The 24,892-nt window shown below is 52.5% G+C and carries 29 protein-coding genes; 27 read left to right on the top strand and 2 right to left on the bottom strand.

The window, feature by feature from the left end:
• The first annotated feature begins 325 nt into the window (after nucleotides 1-325).
• From N6P30_RS21915 to N6P30_RS21795, 25 genes are all read left to right on the top strand, one after another.
• A complete protein-coding gene (locus tag N6P30_RS21915) occupies nucleotides 326-529 on the top strand; it encodes a hypothetical protein (RefSeq protein WP_023292741.1) in 204 nt (67 codons plus the stop codon).
• Nucleotides 530-960: 431 nt separating this feature from the next.
• On the top strand, nucleotides 961-1,506 hold the full coding sequence (locus tag N6P30_RS21910; protein ID WP_023292740.1) for a terminase small subunit: 546 nt from the start codon (nucleotides 961-963) through the stop codon (nucleotides 1,504-1,506).
• Nucleotides 1,481-3,403 (top strand): phage terminase large subunit family protein, encoded by a 1,923-nt coding sequence (locus N6P30_RS21905; RefSeq protein WP_032676808.1) that lies wholly within the window; start codon nucleotides 1,481-1,483, stop codon nucleotides 3,401-3,403. Before N6P30_RS21910 ends, N6P30_RS21905 begins: the two co-directional genes overlap by 26 nt.
• Entirely contained in the window at nucleotides 3,403-3,609 is a 207-nt protein-coding gene (locus N6P30_RS21900) for a phage head-tail joining protein (RefSeq protein ID WP_023292738.1), read from the top strand. Before N6P30_RS21905 ends, N6P30_RS21900 begins: the two co-directional genes overlap by 1 nt.
• Entirely contained in the window at nucleotides 3,606-5,195 is a 1,590-nt protein-coding gene (locus tag N6P30_RS21895; RefSeq protein ID WP_023292737.1) for a phage portal protein, read from the top strand. Before N6P30_RS21900 ends, N6P30_RS21895 begins: the two co-directional genes overlap by 4 nt.
• Entirely contained in the window at nucleotides 5,176-6,519 is a 1,344-nt protein-coding gene (locus N6P30_RS21890; RefSeq protein ID WP_023292736.1) for a S49 family peptidase, read from the top strand. Before N6P30_RS21895 ends, N6P30_RS21890 begins: the two co-directional genes overlap by 20 nt.
• 9 nt (nucleotides 6,520-6,528) lie before the next feature.
• A complete protein-coding gene (locus tag N6P30_RS21885) occupies nucleotides 6,529-6,861 on the top strand; it encodes a head decoration protein (protein WP_023292735.1) in 333 nt (110 codons plus the stop codon).
• A gap of 55 nt (nucleotides 6,862-6,916) precedes the next feature.
• Nucleotides 6,917-7,942, top strand: coding sequence for a major capsid protein (locus N6P30_RS21880; protein WP_023292734.1), 1,026 nt, complete (start codon nucleotides 6,917-6,919; stop codon nucleotides 7,940-7,942).
• A 45-nt stretch (nucleotides 7,943-7,987) separates the two neighbouring features.
• Nucleotides 7,988-8,401 carry a DNA-packaging protein FI gene (gene gpFI / locus N6P30_RS21875; RefSeq protein WP_023292733.1) on the top strand — a complete coding sequence of 138 codons (414 nt, stop codon included), beginning with the start codon at nucleotides 7,988-7,990 and terminating at the stop codon, nucleotides 8,399-8,401.
• Nucleotides 8,402-8,412: 11 nt separating this feature from the next.
• Complete coding sequence (locus N6P30_RS21870; RefSeq protein ID WP_023292732.1) at nucleotides 8,413-8,766, top strand: head-tail joining protein; 354 nt, start codon at nucleotides 8,413-8,415, stop codon at nucleotides 8,764-8,766.
• A gap of 9 nt (nucleotides 8,767-8,775) precedes the next feature.
• Nucleotides 8,776-9,360, top strand: a complete 585-nt coding sequence (locus tag N6P30_RS21865) for a phage tail protein (RefSeq protein ID WP_023292731.1) — start codon at nucleotides 8,776-8,778, stop codon at nucleotides 9,358-9,360.
• Nucleotides 9,357-9,755: a phage minor tail U family protein gene (locus tag N6P30_RS21860; protein ID WP_000683284.1), complete on the top strand. Its 399-nt coding sequence runs from the start codon at nucleotides 9,357-9,359 to the stop codon at nucleotides 9,753-9,755. The genes N6P30_RS21865 and N6P30_RS21860 overlap by 4 nt, the downstream gene beginning before the upstream one ends.
• 7 nt (nucleotides 9,756-9,762) lie before the next feature.
• Nucleotides 9,763-10,506 (top strand): phage tail protein, encoded by a 744-nt coding sequence (locus N6P30_RS21855; protein WP_023292730.1) that lies wholly within the window; start codon nucleotides 9,763-9,765, stop codon nucleotides 10,504-10,506.
• Between the two features lie 10 nt (nucleotides 10,507-10,516).
• Nucleotides 10,517-10,948 (top strand): phage tail assembly chaperone G, encoded by a 432-nt coding sequence (gpG, locus tag N6P30_RS21850; RefSeq protein ID WP_023292729.1) that lies wholly within the window; start codon nucleotides 10,517-10,519, stop codon nucleotides 10,946-10,948.
• A 50-nt stretch (nucleotides 10,949-10,998) separates the two neighbouring features.
• Complete coding sequence (locus N6P30_RS21845; RefSeq protein ID WP_023292728.1) at nucleotides 10,999-11,271, top strand: phage tail assembly protein T; 273 nt, start codon at nucleotides 10,999-11,001, stop codon at nucleotides 11,269-11,271.
• A complete protein-coding gene (locus tag N6P30_RS21840; protein ID WP_023292727.1) occupies nucleotides 11,255-14,398 on the top strand; it encodes a phage tail tape measure protein in 3,144 nt (1,047 codons plus the stop codon). Before N6P30_RS21845 ends, N6P30_RS21840 begins: the two co-directional genes overlap by 17 nt.
• Before the next feature lie 3 nt (nucleotides 14,399-14,401).
• A complete protein-coding gene (locus N6P30_RS21835) occupies nucleotides 14,402-14,749 on the top strand; it encodes a phage tail protein (protein WP_023292726.1) in 348 nt (115 codons plus the stop codon).
• Nucleotides 14,746-15,501 carry a phage minor tail protein L gene (locus N6P30_RS21830; protein ID WP_023292725.1) on the top strand — a complete coding sequence of 252 codons (756 nt, stop codon included), beginning with the start codon at nucleotides 14,746-14,748 and terminating at the stop codon, nucleotides 15,499-15,501. Before N6P30_RS21835 ends, N6P30_RS21830 begins: the two co-directional genes overlap by 4 nt.
• A 1-nt stretch (nucleotide 15,502) precedes the next feature.
• Nucleotides 15,503-16,213, top strand: coding sequence for a C40 family peptidase (locus tag N6P30_RS21825; RefSeq protein ID WP_023292724.1), 711 nt, complete (start codon nucleotides 15,503-15,505; stop codon nucleotides 16,211-16,213).
• 29 nt (nucleotides 16,214-16,242) lie between these two features.
• On the top strand, nucleotides 16,243-16,653 hold the full coding sequence (locus N6P30_RS21820; RefSeq protein WP_203435652.1) for a hypothetical protein: 411 nt from the start codon (nucleotides 16,243-16,245) through the stop codon (nucleotides 16,651-16,653).
• A 57-nt stretch (nucleotides 16,654-16,710) separates the two neighbouring features.
• On the top strand, nucleotides 16,711-17,301 hold the full coding sequence (locus N6P30_RS21815; RefSeq protein ID WP_032676805.1) for a tail assembly protein: 591 nt from the start codon (nucleotides 16,711-16,713) through the stop codon (nucleotides 17,299-17,301).
• Nucleotides 17,298-17,564 carry a hypothetical protein gene (locus tag N6P30_RS21810; RefSeq protein WP_023292722.1) on the top strand — a complete coding sequence of 89 codons (267 nt, stop codon included), beginning with the start codon at nucleotides 17,298-17,300 and terminating at the stop codon, nucleotides 17,562-17,564. Before N6P30_RS21815 ends, N6P30_RS21810 begins: the two co-directional genes overlap by 4 nt.
• 53 nt (nucleotides 17,565-17,617) lie before the next feature.
• Nucleotides 17,618-20,791 (top strand): host specificity protein J, encoded by a 3,174-nt coding sequence (locus N6P30_RS21805; RefSeq protein ID WP_154827309.1) that lies wholly within the window; start codon nucleotides 17,618-17,620, stop codon nucleotides 20,789-20,791.
• Nucleotides 20,791-21,090, top strand: a complete 300-nt coding sequence (locus N6P30_RS21800) for a hypothetical protein (protein ID WP_023292719.1) — start codon at nucleotides 20,791-20,793, stop codon at nucleotides 21,088-21,090. The genes N6P30_RS21805 and N6P30_RS21800 overlap by 1 nt, the downstream gene beginning before the upstream one ends.
• Nucleotides 21,087-21,728 carry a hypothetical protein gene (locus N6P30_RS21795; RefSeq protein ID WP_023292718.1) on the top strand — a complete coding sequence of 214 codons (642 nt, stop codon included), beginning with the start codon at nucleotides 21,087-21,089 and terminating at the stop codon, nucleotides 21,726-21,728. The genes N6P30_RS21800 and N6P30_RS21795 overlap by 4 nt, the downstream gene beginning before the upstream one ends.
• Here the strand turns inward: N6P30_RS21795 and N6P30_RS21790 are convergent.
• Nucleotides 21,678-22,064: a hypothetical protein gene (locus N6P30_RS21790; protein ID WP_023292717.1), complete on the bottom strand. Its 387-nt coding sequence runs from the start codon at nucleotides 22,062-22,064 to the stop codon at nucleotides 21,678-21,680. The genes N6P30_RS21795 and N6P30_RS21790 overlap by 51 nt on opposite strands.
• A 108-nt stretch (nucleotides 22,065-22,172) precedes the next feature.
• Here N6P30_RS21790 and N6P30_RS24680 point away from each other — a divergent pair, with 108 nt between their 5' ends.
• The gene (locus N6P30_RS24680) at nucleotides 22,173-24,152 is read left to right on the top strand and encodes a hypothetical protein (protein ID WP_023292716.1); all 1,980 of its coding nucleotides are present in this window, start codon (nucleotides 22,173-22,175) and stop codon (nucleotides 24,150-24,152) included.
• Nucleotides 24,142-24,456: a tail fiber assembly protein gene (locus tag N6P30_RS21780; RefSeq protein ID WP_023292715.1), complete on the top strand. Its 315-nt coding sequence runs from the start codon at nucleotides 24,142-24,144 to the stop codon at nucleotides 24,454-24,456. Before N6P30_RS24680 ends, N6P30_RS21780 begins: the two co-directional genes overlap by 11 nt.
• A gap of 101 nt (nucleotides 24,457-24,557) precedes the next feature.
• On the opposite strand, the gene N6P30_RS21775 is transcribed toward N6P30_RS21780, so the two are convergent.
• Nucleotides 24,558-24,824, bottom strand: coding sequence for a DinI family protein (locus tag N6P30_RS21775; RefSeq protein WP_023292714.1), 267 nt, complete (start codon nucleotides 24,822-24,824; stop codon nucleotides 24,558-24,560).
• Nucleotides 24,825-24,892 lie beyond the last annotated feature (68 nt).

Genomic DNA, 24,892 nt, shown 5'->3' with positions numbered 1-24,892 from the left:
TCGATTAGAAGAGGGGCAGGATGTAGACTCTCAGGTTTTGTTAACTGAGATGGGTATTGCTGAAGCAAACAACGTCAGCCGTCGCCAGTGTGTTGTTACCTCAATCCAGCCAATCCAAAAACTCGAAGCATAACTTTATCCTCATTGGCCACTGGCATCCGCTGGTGGCATTTTTAATGCGCATCGCACGCGCATATCAAAGAAAGTCTTGCAGCTGTGAGCCTGGGCAAACCGTTAACTTTCGGCGGCTTTGCCGTGCATTAGAGCTTTACTAAACAGCATTCAGTATTATCCTAATAGCTCTTTAATAAAAGGAGTTAGGCTTATGAGAATCCTCTGGGCTATTTGTGTTGTTTTCGGGGCTATTGGTTTTGTTCAAGGTATCGTTGGGGTTTTCGGCGCTGTCAGCGCACCTCAGCAAGCAGCAGGAGCAGCCATGGGAGTTGCCTGGGCAGTAATTCCTTACTGCATTGTCCGAGCCATACAGCAGATGCGGCCGCAGGAAGTAGTGATTAAAAAAGAAGATTGATTGTCATTATCCATATCAAACCAAGCCTCGCGTTAGCGGGGCTTTTTAATGTACATCGTACGTGCAGATCGAAGAAGGTCTTTCAGATGTGAGCCTGCCACTGCGGCGAAGCCGCGCTGCATGATATGACCAACATTCATTAATGCAAAACAGACGTTTAGATGTCTAAATGATTGTTGATGAATGCATGTAAATGATAATCAATGTCATTATGGGTCCTTTCCGCCAATCCGCCTTGTTACGGGGCGGCGACCTCGCAGGTTCTCGCTATTTATGAAAATTTTCAGGATTTTGCCTTTTCCGTTCTTCTTCTTGCTAAGTATCTGTCTTTGCTGGGTATAACCCACCACAAGAAAGGAAGTGTTAAAGCCTGGTAGTAGTCATTTTACCCGGCATGGTTTCCTTACCCTGTGTTTTGCCTGGAGTTCGTCATGGAGGTCAATAAAAAACGCCTTTCAGAGATTTTTGGTGTCAGCATCCGCACGATCCAGAACTGGCAGGATCAGGGAATGCCAGTTGCACGCGGTGGTGGAAAAGGTAATGAAGTGCTTTATGACTCTGCCGCCGTAATCGAATGGTATTCCGCCCGTGACGCAGCGATAGAAAACGAAAAGCTGCGCAAAGAGGTTGAACAGCTGAGAGTTGATTCAGAATCAGACCTTGTGCCTGGCACGATTGATTATGAGCGCCATAGGCTTACCCGAGCCCAGGCTGATGCTCAGGAACTAAAAAATGCAAAAGAGTCCGCTGAGGTGGTGGAGACCGCATTCTGCACGTTCGTGCTGTCGCGGATAGCCGGAGAAATTGCCAGTATCCTTGATGGAATACCTCTGTCGGTTCAGCGGCGCTTTCCGGAACTGGAAAATCGACATATTGATTTCCTCAAGAAGGACATCATAAAAGCCATGAACAAAGCAGCTGCGCTGGATGAAATGATACCGGGGTTGCTGAGTGAATATATCGAACAGTCAGGTTAAGGGGCTACAGCACTCCGCGCGCTCGGGGCTCCGTTCGTTGTACCGGCCAGAACCGCAAACGGCGGTTGAGTGGGCAGACGAAAATTATTACCTTCCAAAAGAGTCTGCTTATCAGGAAGGGCGCTGGGAAACGCTGCCGTTTCAGCGTGCGATAATGAATGCGATGGGTAATGACTATATCCGCGAGGTCAATGTCGTTAAGTCTGCCCGAGTAGGCTATTCAAAAATGCTGCTCGGCGTGTATGCGTATTTCATCCAGCATAAACAGCGTAACTCGCTTATCTGGTTACCTACCGACGGTGATGCAGAAAACTTCATGAAATCCCATGTCGAACCGACAATCCGGGACATCCCCTCACTGCTGGCGCTGGCGCCCTGGTACGGTAAAAAGCACCGGGACAACACGTTGAGTATGAAACGTTTCTCGAATGGGCGAGGTTTCTGGTGCCTCGGTGGTAAAGCTGCAAAAAACTACCGTGAAAAATCTGTTGATGTGGCGGGTTATGACGAGCTGGCGGCATTTGACGATGATATCGAGAAAGAGGGCTCTCCAACGTTCCTGGGGGATAAACGTATTGAAGGGTCGGTCTGGCCTAAATCGATACGAGGATCCACACCCAAAATTAAAGGGACATGCCAGATTGAACGTGCCGCCAAGGAGTCTGAGCATTTCTTGCGCTTCTATGTTCCATGCCCACACTGTGGGGAGGAGCAGTTCCTTAAATTTGGCGATAAAGATACGCCATTCGGGTTCAAATGGACGCCGGGCGATCCTGCCAGCGTTATATATCTGTGTGAACACAATGCCTGCGTAATTAAACAGCAGGAACTCGATTTTTCGCAGGCGCGGTACATCTGTGATGAAACCGGGATCTGGACGCGTGACGGACTTTGCTGGTTTTCATCATCGGGTACCGAAATTGATCCGCCTGACAGCGTAACCTTTCACGTCTGGACAGCCTATAGCCCCTTCACAACCTGGGTGCAAATCGTCAAGGATTGGATTAAGACCAAAGGCGACACGGGCAAGCGTAAGACGTTCGTCAACACAACGCTTGGTGAAACATGGGAGCCTAAAATTGGTGAGCGTCCTGATGCTGAGGTGATGGCCGAACGTATTGAGCACTTCGGTGCCAGGGTGCCGGAGCGCGTGGCCTACCTTACTGCCGGTATTGACTCCCAGCTTGATCGTTACGAAATGCGTGTCTGGGGCTGGGGGCCTGGCGAGGAAAGCTGGCTTATCGACAAAATTATCATTATGGGTCGCCATGATGATGAATCCACGCTTCTGAGGCTCGATAAGGCGATCAACAAAACCTATCCGAGGCCTAACGGCGTTGAGATGCTTATTTCCCGCATCTGCTGGGATATCGGCGGCATAGACCCGACGATTGTTTATAACCGCTCGAAAAAGCATGGTCTGTTTCGTGTCATCCCTGTTAAAGGCGCATCTGTTTACGGTAAGCCCGTGGCGAATATGCCTCGTAAGCGTAACAAGAACGGCGTTTATCTCACTGAGGTAGGAACAGACACCGCGAAAGAGCAGATTTATAACCGTTTCACGCTGGTGGTAGAAGGCGACGAACCGCTGGCGGGAGCGGTTCACTTCCCTAATAACCCTGAAATATATGATTTAGCTGAGGCTCAGCAGCTTACGGCTGAAGAGCAGGTTGAGAAGTGGGTAGACGGGAAGAAAAAAATCGTCTGGGACAGTAAAAAACGACGAAATGAGGCGCTTGACTGTTTTGTCTATGCACTTGCAGCTCTGCGGATAAGTATCTCCCGCTGGCAGCTGGATCTGGATTCTCTTCTGGCCAGCTTACGGGAAGAAGACACTGGGCGTAAAAATAATAAATCTCTGGCGGATTATGCCAGGGCATTAGCGGGAGATGAATAATGGCAACACAGGCTGAACTGGATGCCGCGCGCGCAGCGTTACATGATCTGATGATGGGAAAACGGGTTGCGACGGTACAGAAAGACGGTCGAAGGGTGGAATTTACGGCGACGTCAGTCAGCGATCTGAAAAAGTACATCGCCGATCTAGAGTCACAGGTCGGTACCACTTCACGACGCCGCGGGCCGGCAAGGTTCTACGCATGAAAATTCCTTCTTTAGTTGGCCCCGACGGGAAAACCTCCCTGAGGGAATATGCAGGCTATCACGCTGGTGGCGGCGGATTCGGTGGGCAGCTAAATGCCTGGAATCCCCAGAGTGAAAGTGCCGACGCCGCACTTCTGCCGAACTTCGCCCGGGGGAATGCCCGTGCTGATGATCTGGTTCGTAACAATGGTTATGCGGCAAACGCCGTTCAGCTTCACCAGGATCACATCGTCGGGTCTTTTTTCAGACTGAGTTACTGCCCGAGCTGGCGTTATCTCGGCATTGAAGAAGAGGAAAGCCGAGCATTTGCCAGGGAGGTGGAGGCCGCCTGGTATGAATATGCGGAGGATGACTTTTGCGGGATTGATGCCGAGCGCAAGCGTACCTTTACGATGATGATCCGTGAAGGCGTTGCGACGCACGCATTTAACGGTGAACTGTGCGTCCAGCCCACCTGGGACCGTGATTCATCGCGACTTTTTCGCACGCAATTTAAAATGGTTAGTCCAAAACGCGTGAGTAATCCCGGTAATACAGGTGACACGCGTAACTGTCGCGCGGGTGTCAAAATCAGTGATAGCGGCGCAGCGCTGGGGTACTACGTCAGTGAAGACAGCTATCCTGGCTGGATGTCGCAAAAATGGACCTATATACCACGGGAACTGCCTGGCGGAAGACCATCATTCATCCATATTTTTGAACCGCTTGAGGATGGACAGACCCGCGGCGCAAACGTGTTTTACAGCGTGATGGAGCAGATGAAGATGCTCGACACCCTGCAAAATACTCAGCTCCAGAGCGCAATTGTAAAAGCTATGTATGCGGCGACAATCGAGAGCGAGCTTGATACCGATACGGCGATGGACTTTATCCTCGGCGCGGATAGTAAGCAGCAAAATAAGCTGACGGGCTGGCTTGGCGAAATGGCAGCATACTACGCTGCAGCGCCGGTTCGCCTCGGTGGCGCGAAAGTTCCTCATCTTATGCCGGGCGATTCCCTGAACCTTCAGTCAGCACAGGATACCGATAACGGTTATTCCACCTTTGAACAATCACTCCTGCGCTATATTTCGGCCGGTCTTGGTGTTTCGTATGAGCAGCTTTCCCGTAACTACTCTCAGATGAGCTATTCGACGGCGCGCGCCAGTGCCAATGAATCCTGGGCGTTCTTTATGGGGCGTCGCAAGTTTGTCGCGGCCCGGCAAGCCTGCCAGATGTTCGTCTGCTGGCTCGAAGAGGCGATTGCGCGCCGGGTTGTCACGCTCCCGTCCAAAGCCAGGTTTAGCTTCCAGGAGGCGAGAACTGCCTGGGGTAACGCCAACTGGATTGGCTCGGGGCGCATGGCTATTGATGGGCTGAAGGAGGTGCAGGAGGCCGTGATGCTGATTGAGGCTGGTCTCAGCACATATGAGAAGGAGTGTGCCAAACGCGGAGATGACTATCAGGAAATATTTTCTCAGCAGGTACGTGAAACTATGGAGCGCCGGAGCGCGGGACTTAAACCTCCGGCATGGGCGGCTGCTGCATTTGAATCTGGGCTGAAAAAATCAAACGAGGAGGTAAAAGATGACGCCAGAGCTGCGTAATCTCCCGCATATTGCCAGCATGGCCTTCAATGAGCCGCTGATGCTTGAACCCGCCTACGCGCGGGTTTTCTTTTGTGCGCTGGCAGGCCAGCTGGGTATCACCCGACTGACTGATTCCGCTTCTGGCGTCTCGCTCGGCGCTGAACAAATTGCAGAGCCGCTGGCGCTGTTTGGCGATGACGAGGAAATGGGGCCCCGGCCAGCGCGGAGCTATCAGGTAACAAACGGGATCGCGGTGCTGCCCGTTTCCGGGACGCTGGTCAGCAAAACCCTGTCACTGCAGCCTTTTTCCGGTATGACGGGCTATAACGGGGTCATTGCCCGACTGCAGCAGGCAATGAGTGATCCCGGGGTAGACGGTATTCTGCTGGATATGGACACGCCGGGCGGGATGGTGTCCGGGGCTTTCGATTGTGCCGACATTATTGCCCGGATGCGGGATATCAAGCCCGTTTGGGCGCTGGCAAATGATATGAACTGCAGCGCAGGGCAGCTAATTGCTAGTTCTGCATCGCGACGGCTTGTCACGCAAACGGCCAGAACCGGCTCCATCGGCGTCATGATGGCGCACAGTAATTATGGCGCTGCGCTGAAAACTAACGGCGTTGAGGTCACGCTGATATACAGCGGCGATCATAAAGTCGACGGCAATCCCTACGAAAAACTACCAAAGGACGTTCGCGCTGATTTTCAGACGCGCATCGATGCCACTCGTCAGATGTTTGCCGAAAAGGTTTCCGCTTATACCGGAATGTCAGTGCAGGCCGTACTGGACACCGAAGCGGCCGTCTTCTCCGGTCAGGAGTCCGTGGATAACGGTCTGGCGGATGAACTTGTTAACAATACCGACGCGCTCAGCGTGATGCGTGAAGCACTCGACAGACGCAAAAAAACAACCACTGGAGGAACTATGCCATCACCTTCTGCATCTGCAGCGACCAATCAGCCAGCTGACCAGGCAGAAACACAGACGACTGCACCGGCTGAGCAGGTCACCACCGTTGACACAACAACTGCTGCCTTAACGGCCCCGGCAGACCTCAGCGCTCAGGTATCGGCAGCCGTAGCCGCCGAGAATGGTCGCATCATGGGTATTCTGAACTGCGAAGAGGCAAAAGGTCGTGAATCACAGGCTCGTGCGCTGGCAGAAACGCCGGGCATGACGGTCGAGAGTGCACAGCGCATTCTGGCCGCGGCACCGCAAAGCGCCCAGGCGCGTACCGATACGGCGCTGGATCGCCTGATGGAAACCGCACCAGGCGCTCTTTCAGCAGGGAATGCCTCTGCTGAAGCCGGCGACGATTTGTTAAACACCCCCGTTTAAGAGGCTAACATGGCAATCACCGAAGTATTTACTCATCACCAGCCGCTCGGTAACAGCGATCCGGCACACACCGCGTATGCACCGGGCGAGCTGACAGCATCCACCCCGGCAATGACCCCGCTCATGCTCGATGCTACGTCCGGCAAGTTAACCGTCTGGGACGGCGAGCATGCAGGTGCAGCAACCGGCATTCTGGCGGTTACCGCTGACCAGAGCAGTGCTGAACTGGCATTCTATAAATCCGGTTCTTTCCGCATCGAAGATGTGCTCTGGCCATCTGCCGTTACCGACGAAAATATCAAGCGTAACGCGTTCGCCGGTACTGCAATCAGCATCGTTTAATCACCCTCAACTTTCATAAAAGCCGCTTATGCGGCTTTTTTTACGGGAAAAATCTATGTCAGTTTACACAACAGCCCAGCTTCTGGCGGTCAATGAGAAGAAATTCAAGTTCGATCCGCTCTTCCTGCGTATCTTCTTTCGCGAAACCTATCCCTTCAGTACAGAAAAAGTCTACCTGTCGCAAATTCCGGGCATGGTCAATATGGCGCTGTACGTATCGCCGATTGTCTCCGGGAAAGTGATTCGTTCCCGTGGTGGCAGCACGTCGGAATTTACGCCGGGGTATGTGAAGCCAAAACACGAAGTGAATCCGCTGATGACCCTCCGCCGCCTGCCTGATGAAGATCCACAGAATCTGGCCGACCCTGCCTATCGCCGCCGACGCATCATTCTTCAGAACATGAAAGATGAAGAGCTTGCAATTGCGCAGGTAGAAGAAAAGCAGGCCGTTGCTGCTGTCCTCAGTGGTAAATACACCATGACCGGGGAAGCGTTTGAGCCGGTTGAAGTTGATATGGGACGCAGTGCCGGTAACAACATCACCCAGGCGGGTGCAGCTGCCTGGTCTTCTCGCGACAAAAAAACGTACGACCCGACCGATGATATTGAAGCGTACGCGCTTAACGCCAGCGGTGTGGTCAACATTATCGTCTTCGATCCAAAGGGCTGGGCGCTGTTTCGCTCCTTTGACGCGGTGAAGGAAAAGCTGGATACGCGTCGCGGTTCAAGCTCTGAGCTCGAAACCGCCGTAAAAGACCTGGGAATGGCCGTCTCATATAAGGGGATGTATGGCGACGTTGCCATCGTTGTGTACTCCGGTCAGTACATCGAGGATGACGTCAAAAAGAACTACCTGCCGGATCTGACAATGGTGCTGGGAAATACCCAGGCGCGCGGTCTGCGTACCTATGGCTGCATTCTGGATGCAGATGCACAGCGCGAAGGCATTAATGCTTCAACGCGCTATCCGAAAAACTGGGTGCAAACGGGCGACCCGGCTCGCGAGTTCACCATGATTCAGTCAGCTCCGCTGATGCTGCTGCCAGATCCGGACGCGTTCGTTTCAGTCAAGCTGGCATAACTTTCCCCAGTGGCCCTGTTGGGCCACATTTCTGGAGTATTTCCCATGACAGAAAAAGAAACCCTTATCGCCCGACTGAAAGAGCTGGGCGTAAAGCTTGATCGTGAGGTCAACGTCACAGGCACCATCCAGGAGCTTACGTTACGTATTTCTGAGCTCGAAGAGGAACTCGACGAAGACGGAGAAGAGGGCGATGAGGTGTCAGTTGCCAGCACTACTGCTATCAGCACTTCGGGCCAGCCCGGCCCAGAGAACACCTCTGGCTCTATTACCGAGAATCCTGCGTCAAATGAGCCCGGCGAGCTGGTGGCGGTTGAGACACTGGTGACCTTGCACATTGATGCACTTCACGCCACACGCAACGAGTCCCTCTATATTGTTGAGCCTGGTGTCGTTATTCGCGTGACCGAAGCGGAGGCTACCGAACTGATTTCTCAGGGGCTGGCCCGGGAAGTCTGACAGGGGGCTTAATGGCTGATTTCGATAATCTTTTTGATGAAGCGATGGCGCGCGCGGATACCACTATACGTGGAGTGATGGGCGCAGAGGCAAGGATAACCTCTGGATCTTTATCCGGCGTCACGCTCCGCGGGGTCTTTGACGATCCAGAGAACATCGGTTTCGCAGAAGCGGGGATCAGAATTGACGGAACCAGGCCGACGTTTTTTGTGAACTCATCGGATGTAAGCGGGCTGGAACGTCTGGACACGCTGAAGGTAAACGGGCGTGAATTTTGGGTTGATCGCGTGGGCCCGGATGATTGCGGTTCCTGCCATGTATGGCTGGGTAGTGGATCACCTCCCGGCGGATCGCGGCGTCGTTAAGGAGCATTCATGTCGATAAAAGGTCTTGAGCAGGCGATTGCTAACCTGGATAGCCTGGACAGAAATATGGTTCCCAATGCCAGCGCATGGGCTGTGAACCGGGTTGCTGCTAATGGCGTCTCGGTTGCCGTCCGAAGAGTGGCGAAAGAAACGGTAGCCGGTGATAACCGCGTTTCGGGGATACCTGTAAAGCTGGTCAGACAAAGGGTGAGAATCAACAAAGCCTCGGCGTCAGGGCACTCAGCGGCCCGAATTAAGGTTAACCGGGGCAACCTTCCCGCCATCAAACTCGGTGCCGCGCAGGTCAGGGCGACGAACCGAAAAGGCCCGCTGGTTCGAAAAAGTAGCGTGCTGAGAATTGGCCGTTATGTTTTTCGCGACGCCTTTATCCAGCGCCTGGCGAACGGCCGCTGGCACGTCATGAAGCGCATTGCAGGAAAAAGTCGTTATCCCATCGACGTGGTCAAAATCCCATTGTCCGCGCCCCTCACTACTGCTTTCGAAGCAGAGAAGAAACGCATGCTTGAAGAGGAAATGCCAAAACAACTTGGCTATGCCCTCAGGCAACAACTGAGGTTGCATCTGACACGATGAAACACACTCTCATTCGCCAGAAAATTATTGATGTGCTTGAAGAGGCCATCGGGATCGACGTCATGTTTTTTGACGGGCGTCCGGCTGTCATTGAGGAGGAGGATTTTCCTGCCGTCGCGGTCTATCTGACCGATGCGGAGTATACCGGCGAAGAACTTGATGCCGATATGTGGGCGGCAACGTTACATATCGAGGTCTTCCTGTCCTCGCAGGTACCAGATTCCGAACTGGATGAATGGATGGAAAGCCATATCTATCCGGCCCTCGCTGATGTTCCCGGCCTCGATTCACTGTTAACGCTCATGGTTCCACAAGGCTTCGATTACCAGCGCGATGATGCGATGGGGCTGTGGACCTCCGCCGATATGAAATATTCAATCACTTACGAAATGTGAGGAAAACATGCCAACACCAAATCCACTTGCTCCTGTAAAAGGCGCCGGTACCACCCTCTGGCTTTACACCGGAACGGGCAACGCTTTCGCTAACCCACTCTCTGATATCGACTGGAATCGCCTGGCGAAAATCAAAGAACTTACGCCGGGCGAAATGACCGCCGAATCTTATGACGACACTTACCTCGACGACGAGGATGCCGACTGGAACGCCACCGCCCAGGGGGCAAAATCTGCTGGCGATACCTCGTTCACCCTCGCCTGGAAGCCGGGTGAAGAAGGGCAAAAAGACCTGGTCGCATGGTTTATTGATGGCTCAGTACGCTATTACAAAATCAAATACCCGAACGGTACCGTCGACGTTTTCCGCGGCTGGTGCAGCAGCCTGGGTAAAGCCATTCCGGCAAAAGAGGTCATTACCCGTACAGCGAAAATCACCAATACCGGCAAGCCGGAACTGGCAGAAGAAAGCGGTACCCCGAATATCCCCGTGACCGGCGTTACGCTCGATAAAGCCACGGCAAGCGTGGTCGTCGGCGCAACCACAACGCTCAATGTGACGGTTAACCCTGCCAGCGCCTCAGATACCTCGTTCCGCGTGGCAACCTCAGACGGGGCAAAAGCAACGGTCACCGTTAGCGGCAACGCGATCACCGTCACCGGCGTGGCGGCAGGCACCGCTGACGTTATTGTTATGACCAGCGACGGTAATTTCGTTGCGGTCTGCAAAGTCACCGTAACTGCAGCGTAAGGAAGGACGCATGTTTCTGAAAAAAGATAAGTTCACCTGGCAAACAGAATCACTGACCATCTTCGAGCTGTCGGCGCTGCAGCGTATTGAGTACATCACGTTTATGGCCGCAGAGGAAAAGGCCGTCAGCGCTGAGAGCGACGGCATCAGCGATCAGGAAATGACGGCCAGGCTGATTGGCTCAAATATTCGCTGCGGTGCGCGTTTGATCGCGATGTCTTTGTGGCATAACGATCAGGCTGGCACGGATGTGGAAACGCTTTATCAGCAGGTGCTTAGCGGCTGGCCGCCGGAGGCGATCGGTAAAGCAGAAATGGAAATAAAGCTGCTCTCCGGCATGCTCGTTCCGGTTGATGATGACAACGTTGCCGATCCGGATGCCTCCGTGGAGGCCGAAAGTGCTGAACCCGTTACGGCGGAAAAGCCCTTGCCAGCGAGCTAAAGTTTGTCCTGAATCTGGCGCGCGAGTTCGGGCGACCCGACTGGCGCGCCATGCTGGCTGGAATGACTTCCAGTGAGCTGGGCGACTGGCACCAGTTCTACCGGGAGCATTATTTTCAGGACGCGCAGCTCGATGCGCATTTCTCAGAGCTGCTTTATTCCATTTCCACTCTTTTCTTCCGCGACCCGGAACTTACCCCCGCACATTTCAGCCTGCTTTCTCCTTCGGATGTCGTCATCAGCGATGACGAGCCGGATGATGACACGCTGATGACCGCCGCTGAGGGGATAACAGGAGGTATCCGATATGGCCCAGCAGATTAGCGATCTGGTTATTAAGCTGGATGTTGACCGCGCAACCTTCAGCGAGCAGGTCGCCCGAATCAAAGGGCAACTGACAGGAATGGCGGATGAGTCTGATAAAGTTCAGGCGCGAATGCAGCGTGCTGCGGACCGTCAGAGCGCTGCACTAAAGAGTGTGGGCGACGCTGGCGCGGCGGCGGCCGCAGACATGAAAGCCCGTCAGTCGGCCGCAACGGAAGGGCTGACCAAAGACTGGCAGAGCGTTTCAAAGTCCGTTGATGAAACTCACCGCCGCGTTACCGAGCTAAATCAGCGCATGCGTGAGAATGACGGGCAGGCCGCAGCGCTTGCCCGTCGACAGGATGAACTGGCGGCATCCTTTTTCCGCCAGATTGACGGCGTTCGCCAGCTCAATGGTGAAACACAGTCGCTTGCGAACGTGCAGGCGCGCTTTCGCGCAGCCAGGGCACAGGGCAACATCACCCAGCAGGATTATCTTGCCCTTATTTCCCGAACCACGGCCCGGCAAAAAGAACTGCAGGTCGTGGAGGAAAAATCGGCCGCCGCGCGTACGCGATTCCTCAGCCAGCTGAAGCAACAGGTTGCAGAACAAAAGCTCTCCGGTACCGAGCTGCTGCGCATGAAGGCAGCGCAGGTTGGTGCAAGCGATGCGGCTGAGGTCTATATCCGCAAGCTCGAAGCTGCCAAAGTCGCCACGCACGGTCTGGGGCTGCAAAGTGCTGCCGCACGTCAGGAACTGGGAATACTGATCGGCGAGGTCATGCGCGGTAACTTCGGTGCGCTACGCGGCTCTGGGATCACGCTGGCGAACCGGGCAGGATGGATAGACCAGCTGCTGTCGCTGCGCGGCATGGGGATCGCCGGCCTGGTTGGTGGGATTGCCGCGGCGGTATTCGGGCTGGGTAAGGCCTGGTATGACGGCAGCAAAGAGTCTGAGGAATTTAACAGGCAGCTGATCCTGACCGGGAACTACGCGGGGAAAACGTCAGGGCAACTTCAGGCGCTGGCGCGCTCGCTGGCCGGTAATGGTATCACGCAGCATGCCGCTGCAGGCGTGCTGGCGCAGGTCGTTGGAAGCGGCGCGTTCAGCGGTAATGACGTTAGCATGGTCAGCAATGTTGCCGCCAGGCTGCAGCAGGCTACCGGGCAGGCTGTTGACGAAACCATAAATCAGTTTAAACGCCTGAGGGATGATCCGGTTAACGCGGTCGCGACGCTCAACGATTCCCTTCATTTCCTGACAGCCACCCAGTATGAGCAGATAGCTTCTGCTCAGGCGCTGGGGGATTCGCAGAAAGCTGCCGAGCTGGCCATGCGGGCATATTCTGACGCGGTCATTCAGCGCGCAGGGGCGGTCGAGGATAATCTTGGCTCCCTCGAAAAAGCCTGGAACTGGGTGAAGAATGCCGCATCCGGCGCATGGGATGCGATGCTTGGCATAGGGCGTAATCCTGACACCGCGATGAAGCGCCAGGATTCTTTTGCTGTATGGCAGGCAGCAGAGAAAGAGTACCGCGCACTGTCCAGCAATCTTAAGGTCGACCCGGACTATGCCGGTAACAACGTTCTGCAGAAAGCTGATGCGGAAAGGTTGAGAAACGCGCGCCAGCAGGTGGAGCTGAAAAAGCGGGCTTACGATCTTGCCGATCAGCAATACGCTCAGGAAGGGCTGGCAGCCGCGCGGGAAAAAATGCGGACGGACCAGCAGGCTCAGGCAATCCGCAGCCAGCAGCAGTTTAACCAGCTGGTGGAGTCCGGCGCGACGACGGCAGAAAAGCGGGCTTCAGCAGAGAAAAAGCTCAGTCAGCTTATTGAGAAAAACCGCCAGGATGCGAAAGACGGTGTCGCCACGCTGTGGACTGAAAAAGACATTGCCGCGGCCCGCGCCGGGATTGAAAAGCAGTTTAAGGACGTCAAAACGCCGAAAGGCAAGAGCTATTCAACGCCCGCCGGAGACAAGGCCGAGGAAAAGGCCCAGGCCGAACTCCTCACCCTTCAGGCCCAGCTTAAAACGCTCGAGCAGCATACCAGCGTAAACGACGTCATAAGCAAACAGCGTCAGGACCTCTGGCAAACTGAAAATCAATTCACCGTTCTGCAGGAGGCTGCTGGTCGTCGTCAGCTTACGGCGCAGGAAAAATCCCTGCTGACGCACAAGGAAGAAACGCTCGAGTACAAGCGGCAGCTGGCCGACCTGGGCGATAAGGTTGCCAGTCAGCAAAAGCTCAACCAGCTGGCCGATCAGGCCATGAAGTTTGAGCAGCAGCAAAAAGCCGCCAGGGCGGGTTTGCAGGCTCAGTCTGAGGGGGTATCCACCCGCGAGGCCGGACGACAATCCACCCTGCAGCGTCTCAGTGAGAGCTATTCCTACAATCCTCAGGCACAGCAAAAGGTTCTCGAAGAGCAAAGGGCAACTTTTGAGGCAGAAGATGCCCTGCGCGCAAACTGGCTTGCCGGTGCTAAGCAGGGCTGGGCTGAGTATCAGGATTCAGCGACAAACGTCTTCAGCTCGGTACAGCAGATTTCGCAGGCAACGTTCAGCGGGCTGGCGGGCCAGCTTACCAGCCTGACAACAACCGGAAAGGCGAGCTTCAGGGACTTTACGACGTCGATCCTCAAAATGATTGTCTCCGTTATCAACCAGCTGCTGGTGGCCTACACCATCCAGAGCGCGATGGGCTGGGTGAGTGGTGGTACCAATACAGCATCTGCAGGTCAGTCTTTTTCGGTACCGTCTTTCCGCCCTACGGGCTTTGACGCAGGCGGCTTTACCGGGCATGGTGGCAAGTACGAGCCAGCCGGTATCGTTCACCGCGGGGAGTTCGTCTTCACCAAAGAGTCAACCAGCCGCATCGGCGTGGCCAATCTTTATCGGCTGATGCGCGGGTATGCATCCGGTGGTCTGGTCGGCGGGGGGAGCGCAGCAGCTTCTGGTATCGGTGGGATTAACGTTTACGCACCCGTTTCAGTGACTACAGCGCAGTCTAACGATACGAAGCAGCAACAGAGTGGTGATGGTGCACTTGCTCAGGCTTATCAGAAAGTGGTTGATCGTTCGGTCCGCGAAGGCATCGCGCGCGAAACAAGGCCTGGGGGAATCATCTGGAATGCCACTAAACCGAGGTAAATGATGGCCATAGAGCATTTTGCATGGAAGATTCAGGCAGCAAGCCAGCCCACTCTGAGCAGCAAAGATACAGTCAGAACGGCACAGTTCGGTGATGGGTACAAGCAGGTAAGTGGTTCTGGCCTGAACGATGAGGTTCTAAATTATGCCTTTTCTTTTACTGGCGATCCGGTAATAGCCAGAGAGATTCATTCATTTCTGCGGAGGCATAAAACCAAGTCTTTCACATTCACTCCACCTGGTGGTGATTTAGCCCTCTGGCGTGTTGAGGCTGACAGCCTTAAGCGAGTCACCCTGAATAAAAAAGTGGAAACCGTAACCGCAACGTTTGAACAGGCATTTGCACCATGAGCCTTCATGCTGATTATCAAAAACTCGAGCCGGGCAATGAAGTCCGGCTTTTTTCTGTCGATGGTACGGCCTTCGGAATGTCAGATGTGCTTTTCTTCCATGCGCATAATATCGCGCATACACCAGAAGAGATTGATGCTGCTGGTGGGGATGAAAGTAAACTGCCTGCGAAATCCATCTGGTGGCAGGGGCAGGAATATAAAGCGTGGCCCTGCCAGATTGAGGGGATTGAGGTTTCCACCAGTGGGAGCAGCGCGCAGCCTAAATTATCGGTGGCTAACCTCGACAGCTCTATAACTGCGCTCTGTCTTGCCTATGATGATCTGTTGCAGGCGAAGGTCACGATCCATGATACGTTGGCCAGCTACCTTGATGCCCTAAATTTTCCAGGCGGGAACCCCACGGCAGACCCTACTCAGGAAAAGGTGAAAGTATTTTACATTGATGCAAAGAGCAGTGAAACCAACGAAGTTGTTGAGTTCACGCTATCCAGCCCGATGGACCTGCAGGGGCAAATGATCCCTACGCGGCAGCTTCATTCTCTGTGCACCTGGTGCATCAGGAACAAGTATCGCACCGGCGACGGCTGCGACTATGCCGGAACCCGATATTTCGACAAAAACAACAATCCGGTAAGCGATCCGTCGCTGGATGAATGCAACGGCACGCTGACGGCTTGCAAACTCCGATTCGGTGAAAATAACGAACTCTCGTTTGGTGGCTTCCCGGGCACGTCTTTGATCAGGAGTTGATATGCGTCAGAAAACCATCGATGCGATTATGGCGCATGCTGCAGCTGAATATCCTCGCGAGTGTTGCGGCGTGGTGGCGCAGAAAAGCCGCGTTGAGCGGTATTTCCCTTGCCGGAATCTTGCCGCGGCGCCGGAGGACAATTTTGTCCTTTGCCCGGAAGATTACGCAGTTGCTGAGGACTGGGGGACGGTGATCGCCATCGCTCATAGTCACCCTGATGCCACGACACAGCCGAGCGAACTGGATAAAGCGCAATGCGATGCAACGCTTTTACCTTGGCATATCGTTAGCTGGCCTGAGGGGGATTTACGCACCATCCAGCCGCGCGGAGAACTTCCGCTGCTGGAGCGTCCATTCGTGCTTGGTCACTTCGACTGCTGGGGGCTGGTAATGAGCTATTTCCGGCAAACACATGGTATTGAGCTCCACGATTACCGGGTTGATTATCCCTGGTGGGAAAATGACTATCCGGACAACTTCTATCAGGATTGCTGGTATGAGTGCGGATTCCGTGAATTCGACGGACCACCGAAACCCGGCGATATGGTGATCATGCAGGTCCAGGCCGATAAGTGGAATCACGCGGGAATTCTGCTGGAGGGAAATTTGCTGCTGCACCACCTGCATGGACATCTGAGCCAGCGCGTGCCGTATGGAGGCTACTGGCAGGAAAGGACGATGAAGATTTTACGTTACAAATCTCTGTGCTAACCTTTTGCAAAACCAAAGGGGATAGGGATATGAAAAAAACATTATTGGCATTTTCATTGTTAATTATGGCTGGTTGTTCGACAGAGCCAGTTCTCCCGCAGTATGCGAAAGAAGTGCCAACACCAAAAGAATTTCAACAGAAAACAAACACAACTGCCGTGACTATCATTCGCGATAAAGGTTTCGTTGCTGGTGGATGCGCTATAACAACCTATATCAATGGTAAGTATTTGGCTGAACTTGATACTGGGGAAAAAGTCACTGCTTTCTTAAACCCTGGCGATGTATTGGTTGGAGCAGGGTTTGCCGGGAAAGGCCTATGTAATGGCGCACCTAAAAAAGAACGGGAGTTTTCAATAAAAGAAAATGACCCACGAGCTTTAAGGATATTTATCGACCAAAGTGGGAATGTGGACATACTCCCGATGTCGATAAACTAGAATCAATTTTTAATACTAAAAGGCCACCTTCGGGTGGCTTTTTTATCGGGGTGATTCATGTCGGATGTAATGACACGCATTGAACTTGGCGGCGTTCTCGGAAAGACTTTTGGTAAAACACATTATCGCTCGATAAGCACAACACAAGAAGCCTGCAAAGCCTTATCTGCTACGATTAATGGTTTCGAAAAATTCATGAATACGAGCAAGCAAAGAGGACTTTCTTATGCAGTTTTTCGCGGCAAGAAAAATATAGGCATTGATGAATTAGGTTTTCCTGTTAAGGGTGAGGTTATAAGAATAGTACCAGTACCGATTGGAAGTAAAAAAGCAGGTGTATTACAAACTATTTTAGGTGCGGTATTAGTAGCAGTAGGGGTGGTATTGAATTTCACACCATTTGCAGGAGCATCACCATTTTTCTATCAAGCTGGTGGCGCTTTGATCCTTGGTGGTGTTGTCCAAATGCTATCACCTCAGCCAACCGGATTAGCCAGTAAACAAAGCGCAGATAACCGCGCATCCTACGCATTCGGTGGTGTAACAAACACCGCGGCGCAAGGCTATCCGGTACCGCTCCTATATGGCCGCCGGCTGATAGGTGGAGCGATTATTTCTGCCGGAATTTATGTCGAGGATCAGCAATGAAAAAACACTTGAGATTGACTATTTCAGGCCTGCAGCGAGTCGATGAAGGCATTTTAATCGGTGGGAGTGCAAAAGTAACAGTAACACGTGGCGAAGATTTTATTTGCCGCGAGAATTTTTCAGGAAAAGTTTCTGATAAATATTCCAAGCTATATGACATTGAGGATAACGGTCATCCTGTATCAGTAACGACTACAAGCGATTGTCCGTTTTTCAGAGCTGAAGCTGACTTTGTAAACCCATTTAGCGAAACAAACATCTAACTAATTTTCTTCAGAAGTAAGCCACCTCCGGGTGGTTTTTTTATGGGCGCAATATGGCTACAGAAAAAGTGTTAAAGGGCCGCAAGGGCGGCAGCTCAAGTTCCCGAACCCCTACCGAACAGCCTGATGATCTGCAATCTGTAGCGAAGGCAAAAATCCTCGTTGCGCTTGGGGAAGGGGAGTTTACAGGGCAGCTAACCGGCAAAGATATCTATCTGGACGGGACGGCGCTGCAGAACGCCGACGGCTCCCAAAACTTCAGCGGTGTGACCTGGGAATTTCGCGCAGGAACGCAGGCGCAAAATTACATCCAGGGCATTCCTGGTACCGAAAACGAAATCAGCGTTGGTACCGAAGTATCCAGCACTACAGCCTGGACGCGCACATTCACCAACACGCAGCTTTCAGCGGTTCGCTTGCGTCTGAAATGGCCGTCACTCTTTAAACAGGAAAACGACGGTGATCTAGTCGGCTACTCAATAAACTATGCTATCGACCTGCAGACTGACGGCGGTATCTGGCATACGGTACTCAATACCAGTGTGACCGGGAAAACGACATCAGGTTACGAGCGCAGCCACCGAATTGATTTACCACAGGGGGGCAGCACCTGGACAATCAGACTGCGTAAGATTACAGCCGATGCCAATAGTGCGAGGATCGGCGACACGATGACGCTGCAGAGCTTCACTGAGGTGATCGACGCCAAACTGCGCTACCCGAACACAGCATTGCTTTATATTGAGTTTGATTCAAGCCAGTTCAACGGCTCTATCCCGCAGATCTCATGCGAGCCACGCGGGCGCGTTATTCGCGTTCCTGATAACTACGATCCTGAAACCAGAACCTACTTAGGCACATGGACCGGGGCGTTTAAATGGGCATGGACCGATAACCCGGCGTGGATTTTTTACGACCTGGTGGTTTCTGACCGCTTCGGACTTGGTCACCGGCTCAGCGCGGCAAATATCGATAAATGGACGCTGTATCAGGTAGCTCAGTATTGTGATCAGAGAGTTCCTGACGGAAAGGGTGGCAGCGGTACCGAACCACGGTATACCTGCAACGTGTACATTCAGGACCGGAACGACGCCTACACAGTCCTGCGTGATTTTGCCGCTATCTTCCGGGGCATGACCTACTGGGGAGGCAATCAAATTGTTGCTCTGGCTGATATGCCTCGTGATGTTGATTACAGCTACACGCGTGCAAACGTTATTGATGGTCGCTTCACCTATTCGAGCAGCACCACGAAAAGCCGATACACTACTGCGCTGGTATCATGGTCCGATCCAGATAATGCCTATGCCGACGCTATGGAGCCGGTATTTGAGCAGGCGCTGGTTGCGCGGTACGGTTTTAACCAACTGGAAATGACCGCCATCGGCTGCACCAGGCAGTCAGAGGCAAACCGAAAGGGGCGCTGGGGCATTCTCACCAACAACAAGGACCGCGTTGTTTCGTTTGATGTAGGCCTGGACGGAAACATACCACAACCAGGCTACATCATCGCCGTGGCTGACGAACTGCTGTCCGGAAAGGTAATGGGGGGCCGCATTAGCGAAGTTAACGGTCGAGTTATCAGGCTTGATCGTGTTCCTGATGCGACTGCAGGTGATCGCCTTATTCTGAACCTTCCATCAGGAGCTTCGCAGAGCCGCACCATTCAGGCGGTAAACGGTGAATCGGTAACTGTCACAACCACGTACAGTGAGACGCCACAGCCTGAAGCAGTTTGGCTGGTGGAATCAAACGAGCTCTACGCGCAACAGTACCGCGTTGTCAGTGTGAGCGATAACAATAATGGTACCTTCTCAATCACTGCGGCATTTCATGACCCTGACAAATACGCCAGAATTGATACCGGCGCGATTATCGATCAGCGGCCGATTAGTGTTATTCCGCCGGGAAACCAGTCCGCACCAGCCAACATCGTGATCAGCTCGTTTTCTGTGGTTCAGCAGAATATCAGCGTCGAAACCATGCGCGTAAGCTGGGACCAGGCAAAAAATGCCATCGCCTATGAGGCACAGTGGCGCCGTAACGACGGGAACTGGGTGAACATGCCGCGCAGCTCGACTACGTCATTCGATGTTCCGGGAATTTATGCAGGGCGTTACCTGGTGCGCGTGCGCGCCATCAATGCTGCCGAAATATCATCAGGATGGGGGTATTCAGAAGAAAAGGCGCTGACAGGTAAAGTAGGCAACCCTCCGAAGCCTGTGGGATTCATGGCCACTGGCATTAACTGGGGTATTCGTCTGAACTGGGGATTCCCGGCAAACACCGGCGATACGCTAAAAACAGAAATCCAGTACACAGCCAACAGTGACTTTTCAGATCCGCTACTTCTGTCAGACGTGCCTTACCCATCTGCTGAATATACTCAGCTTGGACTGAGGGCAGGGCAGGAATTCTGGTATCGCGCGCAGCTGGTGGACAAAACAGGAAATGAATCAGGCTATACCGACTGGATTCGCGGCATGTCTAACGATAACGCCGATGATTATCTTGGTGATATAGCCGATGACTTCCTGAGCTCTGCTGATGGCGAACGGCTTACAAGCGATATCGATACAGATTTGGAAGCAGCACTGCAAAACGCACTGGCGAACAACGCTACGGTTGATCATCAGTGGGCGCAGTATGGTGAGGTTCGTGCTGAAATCCTCATTGTCAGAACGACAATAGCCGAAGTCGATAAAGCTATGGCTGAACTCTCCACGACTGTCCAGGCGCAAATTGAGGACGTCACGGCAACGCTTGAAGATAAGCTTACCGCAGTTGTTGATGCGGACGGCGCCACAGCGATTTATACCCTGAAGGCAGGGGTTCGCATCAACGATGTGATGTATAACGCCGGGATGTCCATTGCCGTGCTGGCTGAGGCTGGCAAACCTGTTGTGACGCGGGTCGGTTTCAACGCTAACCAGTTTGTGCTGATGAGTGGCAGTGGAGATACGCAATATTCTCCTTTCGCAGTGGTGAATGGTCAGGTGTTTATCAGCTCGGCATTCATTCAGGATGGGACAATAACCAATGCAAAAATCGGTGCTTTTATCCAGTCTAATAACTATGTCGCGGGTAATCAGGGATGGCGTCTGGATAAAAACGGTAATTTTGAAATTAACGGTGTTGCTGGCGGAGGGAGGATGATTATAAATAATCAGCTTATCCGTATTTACGACAGTAACAATGTCCTCCGTGTCCGTATGGGGTTATGGTGATGCCGCAGGGACTTCAATGTTGGGATTCAGCAGGTCGCATAGTTGTCGACCTGTCTGATTTCTCCATTCGTTATATTGGTAGTGCGAGCGTAACTTTTGCCACCGGCGAAAGTTCGAAAAATATCCCTTTCTCCGGAGTCTCTCAGGATGGTTCATTCATTACCATTGTCACTCAGGGGCTGGACGTGAATGAGTTTTTTTGTCGCGCTTTTAACGGCGGTTTTACTGCCATGTATCTTCCGGTTAATGGGGTACCATTTCCAAGAACACTTAATGTGGAGATTTATAATTTCCAATGAGCGGATTCGAGGTTTACAACGAGAGCGGGAAAATTACAGTTGACTCAGATAACAGGGGAACACTTTTCTATGATCAGAGAACCCTCGGCACAGTACAAAGCAAAGGTGCTTACAGAATAGATAGCCCTTTCGGAGATGGCAGTACGCTGGGCTATACACCGCAAGAGTTCTGGAATGACGGTAATTTAAGATGGTTACAACTCTCACCAAATAAGTATGGTATGCCAGGCGCCGAAATTCTTGAGGACTATGCTGGGATGATGATCCGCACCAGCAGGAATGCTGCTCTGGAGAGTGGTTATCTTGATGTTTTCAACGGTGCGGGTGAACTCATCTGGAGTGCCGTTTCAGCGTCTAAGATGCCAAGAATAATGGGGTTTTTTGATGTTCCACCTGGTTATGATCTTCAGAACAACACCTTTATCGTAACCCCAGGCTTTAACCCGTGGATTCTGGTCAATAACTGCCCTGGAAATTTAAGTGATGATGGAACTGTTGTCGGTTATTCAGGTATCACTCTGAAGTGGACCGGCTCACAATTGCATGGCCGGTACATTTCAAAAAATCAAAAAAGCTGGGGGCAAACGTTACAAAATCAGGGGATCAGAATCCCTCTTGCTCAGTTCGTTGGGATCTGACTTTGGCGGAACACGCGGATACTGAGTTGCTATCATATTTTGCTTAACACCTTTATCCGCATTGAAATGATAAATCACATTCATGCTGTCTGTTTTCTTATAACAGATATTACTGAGGCGTTTATAAATATGGCGACTGAAAAGCCCATCGCTTGTATCAGAAATAACATCCATTTGTCTGGCTGCGCAGTTAATCTGCACATTAACATCGCCACCCAGTGATAAACGGGCAGCATCGACAGGATAATCCATTTGGAAATTATATTCTTTACTGTGCTTAACACATCCAGATAGTACAAGCGGAAGCATTGCAATTAAAAAAGTTCTTAGTTTCATTTTTTACTCTTTTATGTGTTTTGCAGCATTGTAACTATTCCATGCTGCATGAACATAGATACACGCCGCATTTCTGTTTATTTTCATGTCATTTCAGGAGGTTTTGCAATGTCAGCTGGTACATTAACACTTACGAATGGCTCTGATATCGTCGCCGGTTCTGGAACCGCATTCAATACTGAACTTGCTGCAGGTGATTTTGTAGTCGCCATAGTTGGCGGTATCACTTATACGCTCCCGGTAAAATCAATTGAAAGCCCGGCATCATTAACGCTCATTCGCGCCTTTCCCGGCCCGACGCAGTCAGGTGCTGCATGGAATGCTATTCCCCGCGCCACGCAAAACCAGTTAACGGCAGAGCTGGTAGCACAGACAACGGAAGCTTTGCGTGGTCTGAACTATGACAAGCAGAACTGGCAGGCTATCTTCAGTGACGATGGTAACATCACTGTCAGGCTCCCTGACGGTTCAACGTTCTCCGGCCCGTCATGGCTGAAGATTGTCGAGTTACTTAACAGCATCGATGTGGATGCTCTGCAAATCCTGGCCGCTCAGATTCATGTGGACGCGCAACAGGTAGCTTTGGATAAGACAGAGGTTGCGCAGAATAAAACCGCCTCCGAAAGCGCAGCGACCACAGCAACGCAGAAAGCTGATGCCGCGGCTCAGTCAGAAGCCAGTGCTGCACAGTCAAAGACTGACGCGGCCCAATCAGCTCAGGAAGCAGAAGCAGATCGTATTGCTATCGGTGATGTTGAAGCCGCGCTTGCTGCCATAAATGGCGTAGCCACTATCCCGCTCGGTCTGCCAATGTATTCGCCCACGCGCGCAACAATCCCCACTGGTGGCGTTGCGTATGACGGGCAGATATTACCTTATGCGACCTACACCAGCGTTAAGGCCGCAATGACCTCAGGATCACTACCTGTGGTCACTAACGCTCAATGGCTGGCAGACCCTAAGCTGCGTCAGGCATTCGCAGAGGTTGATGCGGACCACTTCCGCTGCCCTGATTACAATGGTGTGCAGGCTGGCTCTATTGCGCAGCTGGCATTAACCGGTGGTACAACAGCTCAGGCTGGCATTTTCCATGGGGAAGCGCCAAACGCTAAAGGCACGATCGGCGCGTCCGGAACGGGTGTTTTTGCTAATACAGCATCAACCGGCGGTGTATTCGCGCCCACGAATACCTATCCAAACAGCGCTCAGGCGGGAAGCGCTTCAACTACTACCGCATCACAGGTGAGTATTGACCTTTCCAGGGCAAGTGATGTCTATAAAGACACCGCCAGCGATATTCTGGCAGCGCGTGCCGTTGGTGTTATCTGGGGACAACTCTTTGGCCGCATCAATAACCCCGGCAGCATGGATGCCGCAACACTGGCGGCAAGAATTGAGCAGGTAAACACTCGTGTAACTGATTCGATCAATAAGCGCTTTATCCGTGGGTTAGATTTGACCGTGTCGACAACGACAGTAACGGTTTCTGCTGGCGCAGCTGTAATCCCCTCAACAGGCGCTCCCCTGGAAGTATCGGCGCCAGTTACGGCAAATATCGGGGCGACCACAGCGTCAACCTGGTATCACGTTTACCTGTATTCAAACAATGGAACGCCTGCGATTGAAATCTCCACCACAGTGCCAACACCATATGCTTATCCGGCGCATACAAAGACAGGTGATACGTCACGCAGATATCTCGGCAGTTTCCGTGTCGATGCATCGAACGGCGTGCGCGGGGTTAACACGGTTGATGGAAGGGCTTTTCTGCAGGGTTCATGGTACACCGTCAACCGCGTATTAGCCGGAGGAACAGCGACACCGAGGACGGCTGTAGACGTCAGCTCACTTAACCCAGTCACAGCGCTTACCTGTTTACTTTCTGCCAACAACGGCGCTACCGCAGGTGTGGCGGCTATCGGCAGTACTAATGAAGCGTCAGGCGATATGATCAACGTACCGATTAACGGGAAGTTTACAGCGGAGATCCCGTTCCGCTCGTACCCTAACATTTTTTATCAATACCTGTCCGCCGTGTCTGGTGGTGGGCTCTATCTCGATATTGGAGGCTATACCTATGCCAGATAAAGAATACTGGGCTGTAACGGAAACAAGTTACCGTGCGGTGAGTGGGTCTGAAAGTCTGGTAGACGGTGAAACCCTTGTAGAAGGGGCACGCCCGTTTATCCCTTATCTGGACAACCTCTCCGTGCAACAAGAACAGAGAACAAAAGCTGATGCCATTATCGAATCTCTGCAGGAAGCGGTAGATGTTGATCTGGCGAGTGATGATGAAAAAGCCAGGTTGCTGGCCTGGAAGCGTTATCGTGTGCTGCTTAGCCGTGTCGATCTGCGCGCTGAAAAACCAGGCTGGCCGACACTTCCAGACTAAGGAAATAAACAGCCGCAGCCCATCAAGTTCAGGATCGGGCTACGGCTAGTTTTTCAGTATTCATGCCCGTGTAATCATCACGAATATCACCAGATAGGTACTTAAAGTCCAACCTGGCGAACGGTCGGGAACTCAGAAACCAACCACATATCGGACTCTTCAAACATTTCCTCCAGCATGCGGTTCAGTTTTTCCCGATCGCTTTTGCTTGCATCGCTATTCAAGCCGTTTGCCTGCATCGGCTTTACCTTTACTTCGGCATCAGGGAAAATCTGGTGCACCCGCTTCGTCAGCTCGGCCAGAATGATCTCTCTGGCCCCTTCGAGCCCCTCAACATTACGCTTGTCATAAACCAGTTCAACAAACATACCGATCCTCTTATAAGTGAAAACTGCCTGTGCTTGATCTGTTTTTGTAAAAATACTACTGTATATGC

Source organism: Enterobacter sp. PL1 (assembly GCF_945957325.1).
Lineage (GTDB): Bacteria > Pseudomonadota > Gammaproteobacteria > Enterobacterales > Enterobacteriaceae > Enterobacter > Enterobacter roggenkampii.
The sequence above is the reverse complement of the archived record's forward strand: the minus strand, read 5'-3'. Positions and strand labels throughout refer to the sequence as shown.

Bases quoted from the DNA above. Each gene is read 5' to 3' on its own strand.
- N6P30_RS21915 (WP_023292741.1), top strand. From the start codon at position 326: ATGAGAATCCTCTGGGCTATTTGTGTTGTTTTCGGGGCTATTGGTTTT.
- N6P30_RS21910 (WP_023292740.1), top strand. From the start codon at position 961: ATGGAGGTCAATAAAAAACGCCTTTCAGAGATTTTTGGTGTCAGCATC.
- N6P30_RS21900 (WP_023292738.1), top strand. From the start codon at position 3,403: ATGGCAACACAGGCTGAACTGGATGCCGCGCGCGCAGCGTTACATGAT.
- N6P30_RS21895 (WP_023292737.1), top strand. From the start codon at position 3,606: ATGAAAATTCCTTCTTTAGTTGGCCCCGACGGGAAAACCTCCCTGAGG.
- N6P30_RS21890 (WP_023292736.1), top strand. From the start codon at position 5,176: ATGACGCCAGAGCTGCGTAATCTCCCGCATATTGCCAGCATGGCCTTC.
- N6P30_RS21885 (WP_023292735.1), top strand. From the start codon at position 6,529: ATGGCAATCACCGAAGTATTTACTCATCACCAGCCGCTCGGTAACAGC.
- N6P30_RS21880 (WP_023292734.1), top strand. From the start codon at position 6,917: ATGTCAGTTTACACAACAGCCCAGCTTCTGGCGGTCAATGAGAAGAAA.
- gpFI (WP_023292733.1), top strand. From the start codon at position 7,988: ATGACAGAAAAAGAAACCCTTATCGCCCGACTGAAAGAGCTGGGCGTA.
- N6P30_RS21870 (WP_023292732.1), top strand. From the start codon at position 8,413: ATGGCTGATTTCGATAATCTTTTTGATGAAGCGATGGCGCGCGCGGAT.
- N6P30_RS21865 (WP_023292731.1), top strand. From the start codon at position 8,776: ATGTCGATAAAAGGTCTTGAGCAGGCGATTGCTAACCTGGATAGCCTG.
- N6P30_RS21860 (WP_000683284.1), top strand. From the start codon at position 9,357: ATGAAACACACTCTCATTCGCCAGAAAATTATTGATGTGCTTGAAGAG.
- N6P30_RS21855 (WP_023292730.1), top strand. From the start codon at position 9,763: ATGCCAACACCAAATCCACTTGCTCCTGTAAAAGGCGCCGGTACCACC.
- gpG (WP_023292729.1), top strand. From the start codon at position 10,517: ATGTTTCTGAAAAAAGATAAGTTCACCTGGCAAACAGAATCACTGACC.
- N6P30_RS21845 (WP_023292728.1), top strand. From the start codon at position 10,999: ATGCTGGCTGGAATGACTTCCAGTGAGCTGGGCGACTGGCACCAGTTC.
- N6P30_RS21840 (WP_023292727.1), top strand. From the start codon at position 11,255: ATGGCCCAGCAGATTAGCGATCTGGTTATTAAGCTGGATGTTGACCGC.
- N6P30_RS21835 (WP_023292726.1), top strand. From the start codon at position 14,402: ATGGCCATAGAGCATTTTGCATGGAAGATTCAGGCAGCAAGCCAGCCC.
- N6P30_RS21830 (WP_023292725.1), top strand. From the start codon at position 14,746: ATGAGCCTTCATGCTGATTATCAAAAACTCGAGCCGGGCAATGAAGTC.
- N6P30_RS21825 (WP_023292724.1), top strand. From the start codon at position 15,503: ATGCGTCAGAAAACCATCGATGCGATTATGGCGCATGCTGCAGCTGAA.
- N6P30_RS21820 (WP_203435652.1), top strand. From the start codon at position 16,243: ATGAAAAAAACATTATTGGCATTTTCATTGTTAATTATGGCTGGTTGT.
- N6P30_RS21815 (WP_032676805.1), top strand. From the start codon at position 16,711: ATGTCGGATGTAATGACACGCATTGAACTTGGCGGCGTTCTCGGAAAG.
- N6P30_RS21810 (WP_023292722.1), top strand. From the start codon at position 17,298: ATGAAAAAACACTTGAGATTGACTATTTCAGGCCTGCAGCGAGTCGAT.
- N6P30_RS21805 (WP_154827309.1), top strand. From the start codon at position 17,618: ATGGCTACAGAAAAAGTGTTAAAGGGCCGCAAGGGCGGCAGCTCAAGT.
- N6P30_RS21800 (WP_023292719.1), top strand. From the start codon at position 20,791: ATGCCGCAGGGACTTCAATGTTGGGATTCAGCAGGTCGCATAGTTGTC.
- N6P30_RS21795 (WP_023292718.1), top strand. From the start codon at position 21,087: ATGAGCGGATTCGAGGTTTACAACGAGAGCGGGAAAATTACAGTTGAC.
- N6P30_RS21790 (WP_023292717.1), bottom strand. From the start codon at position 22,064: ATGAAACTAAGAACTTTTTTAATTGCAATGCTTCCGCTTGTACTATCT.
- N6P30_RS24680 (WP_023292716.1), top strand. From the start codon at position 22,173: ATGTCAGCTGGTACATTAACACTTACGAATGGCTCTGATATCGTCGCC.
- N6P30_RS21780 (WP_023292715.1), top strand. From the start codon at position 24,142: ATGCCAGATAAAGAATACTGGGCTGTAACGGAAACAAGTTACCGTGCG.
- N6P30_RS21775 (WP_023292714.1), bottom strand. From the start codon at position 24,824: ATGTTTGTTGAACTGGTTTATGACAAGCGTAATGTTGAGGGGCTCGAA.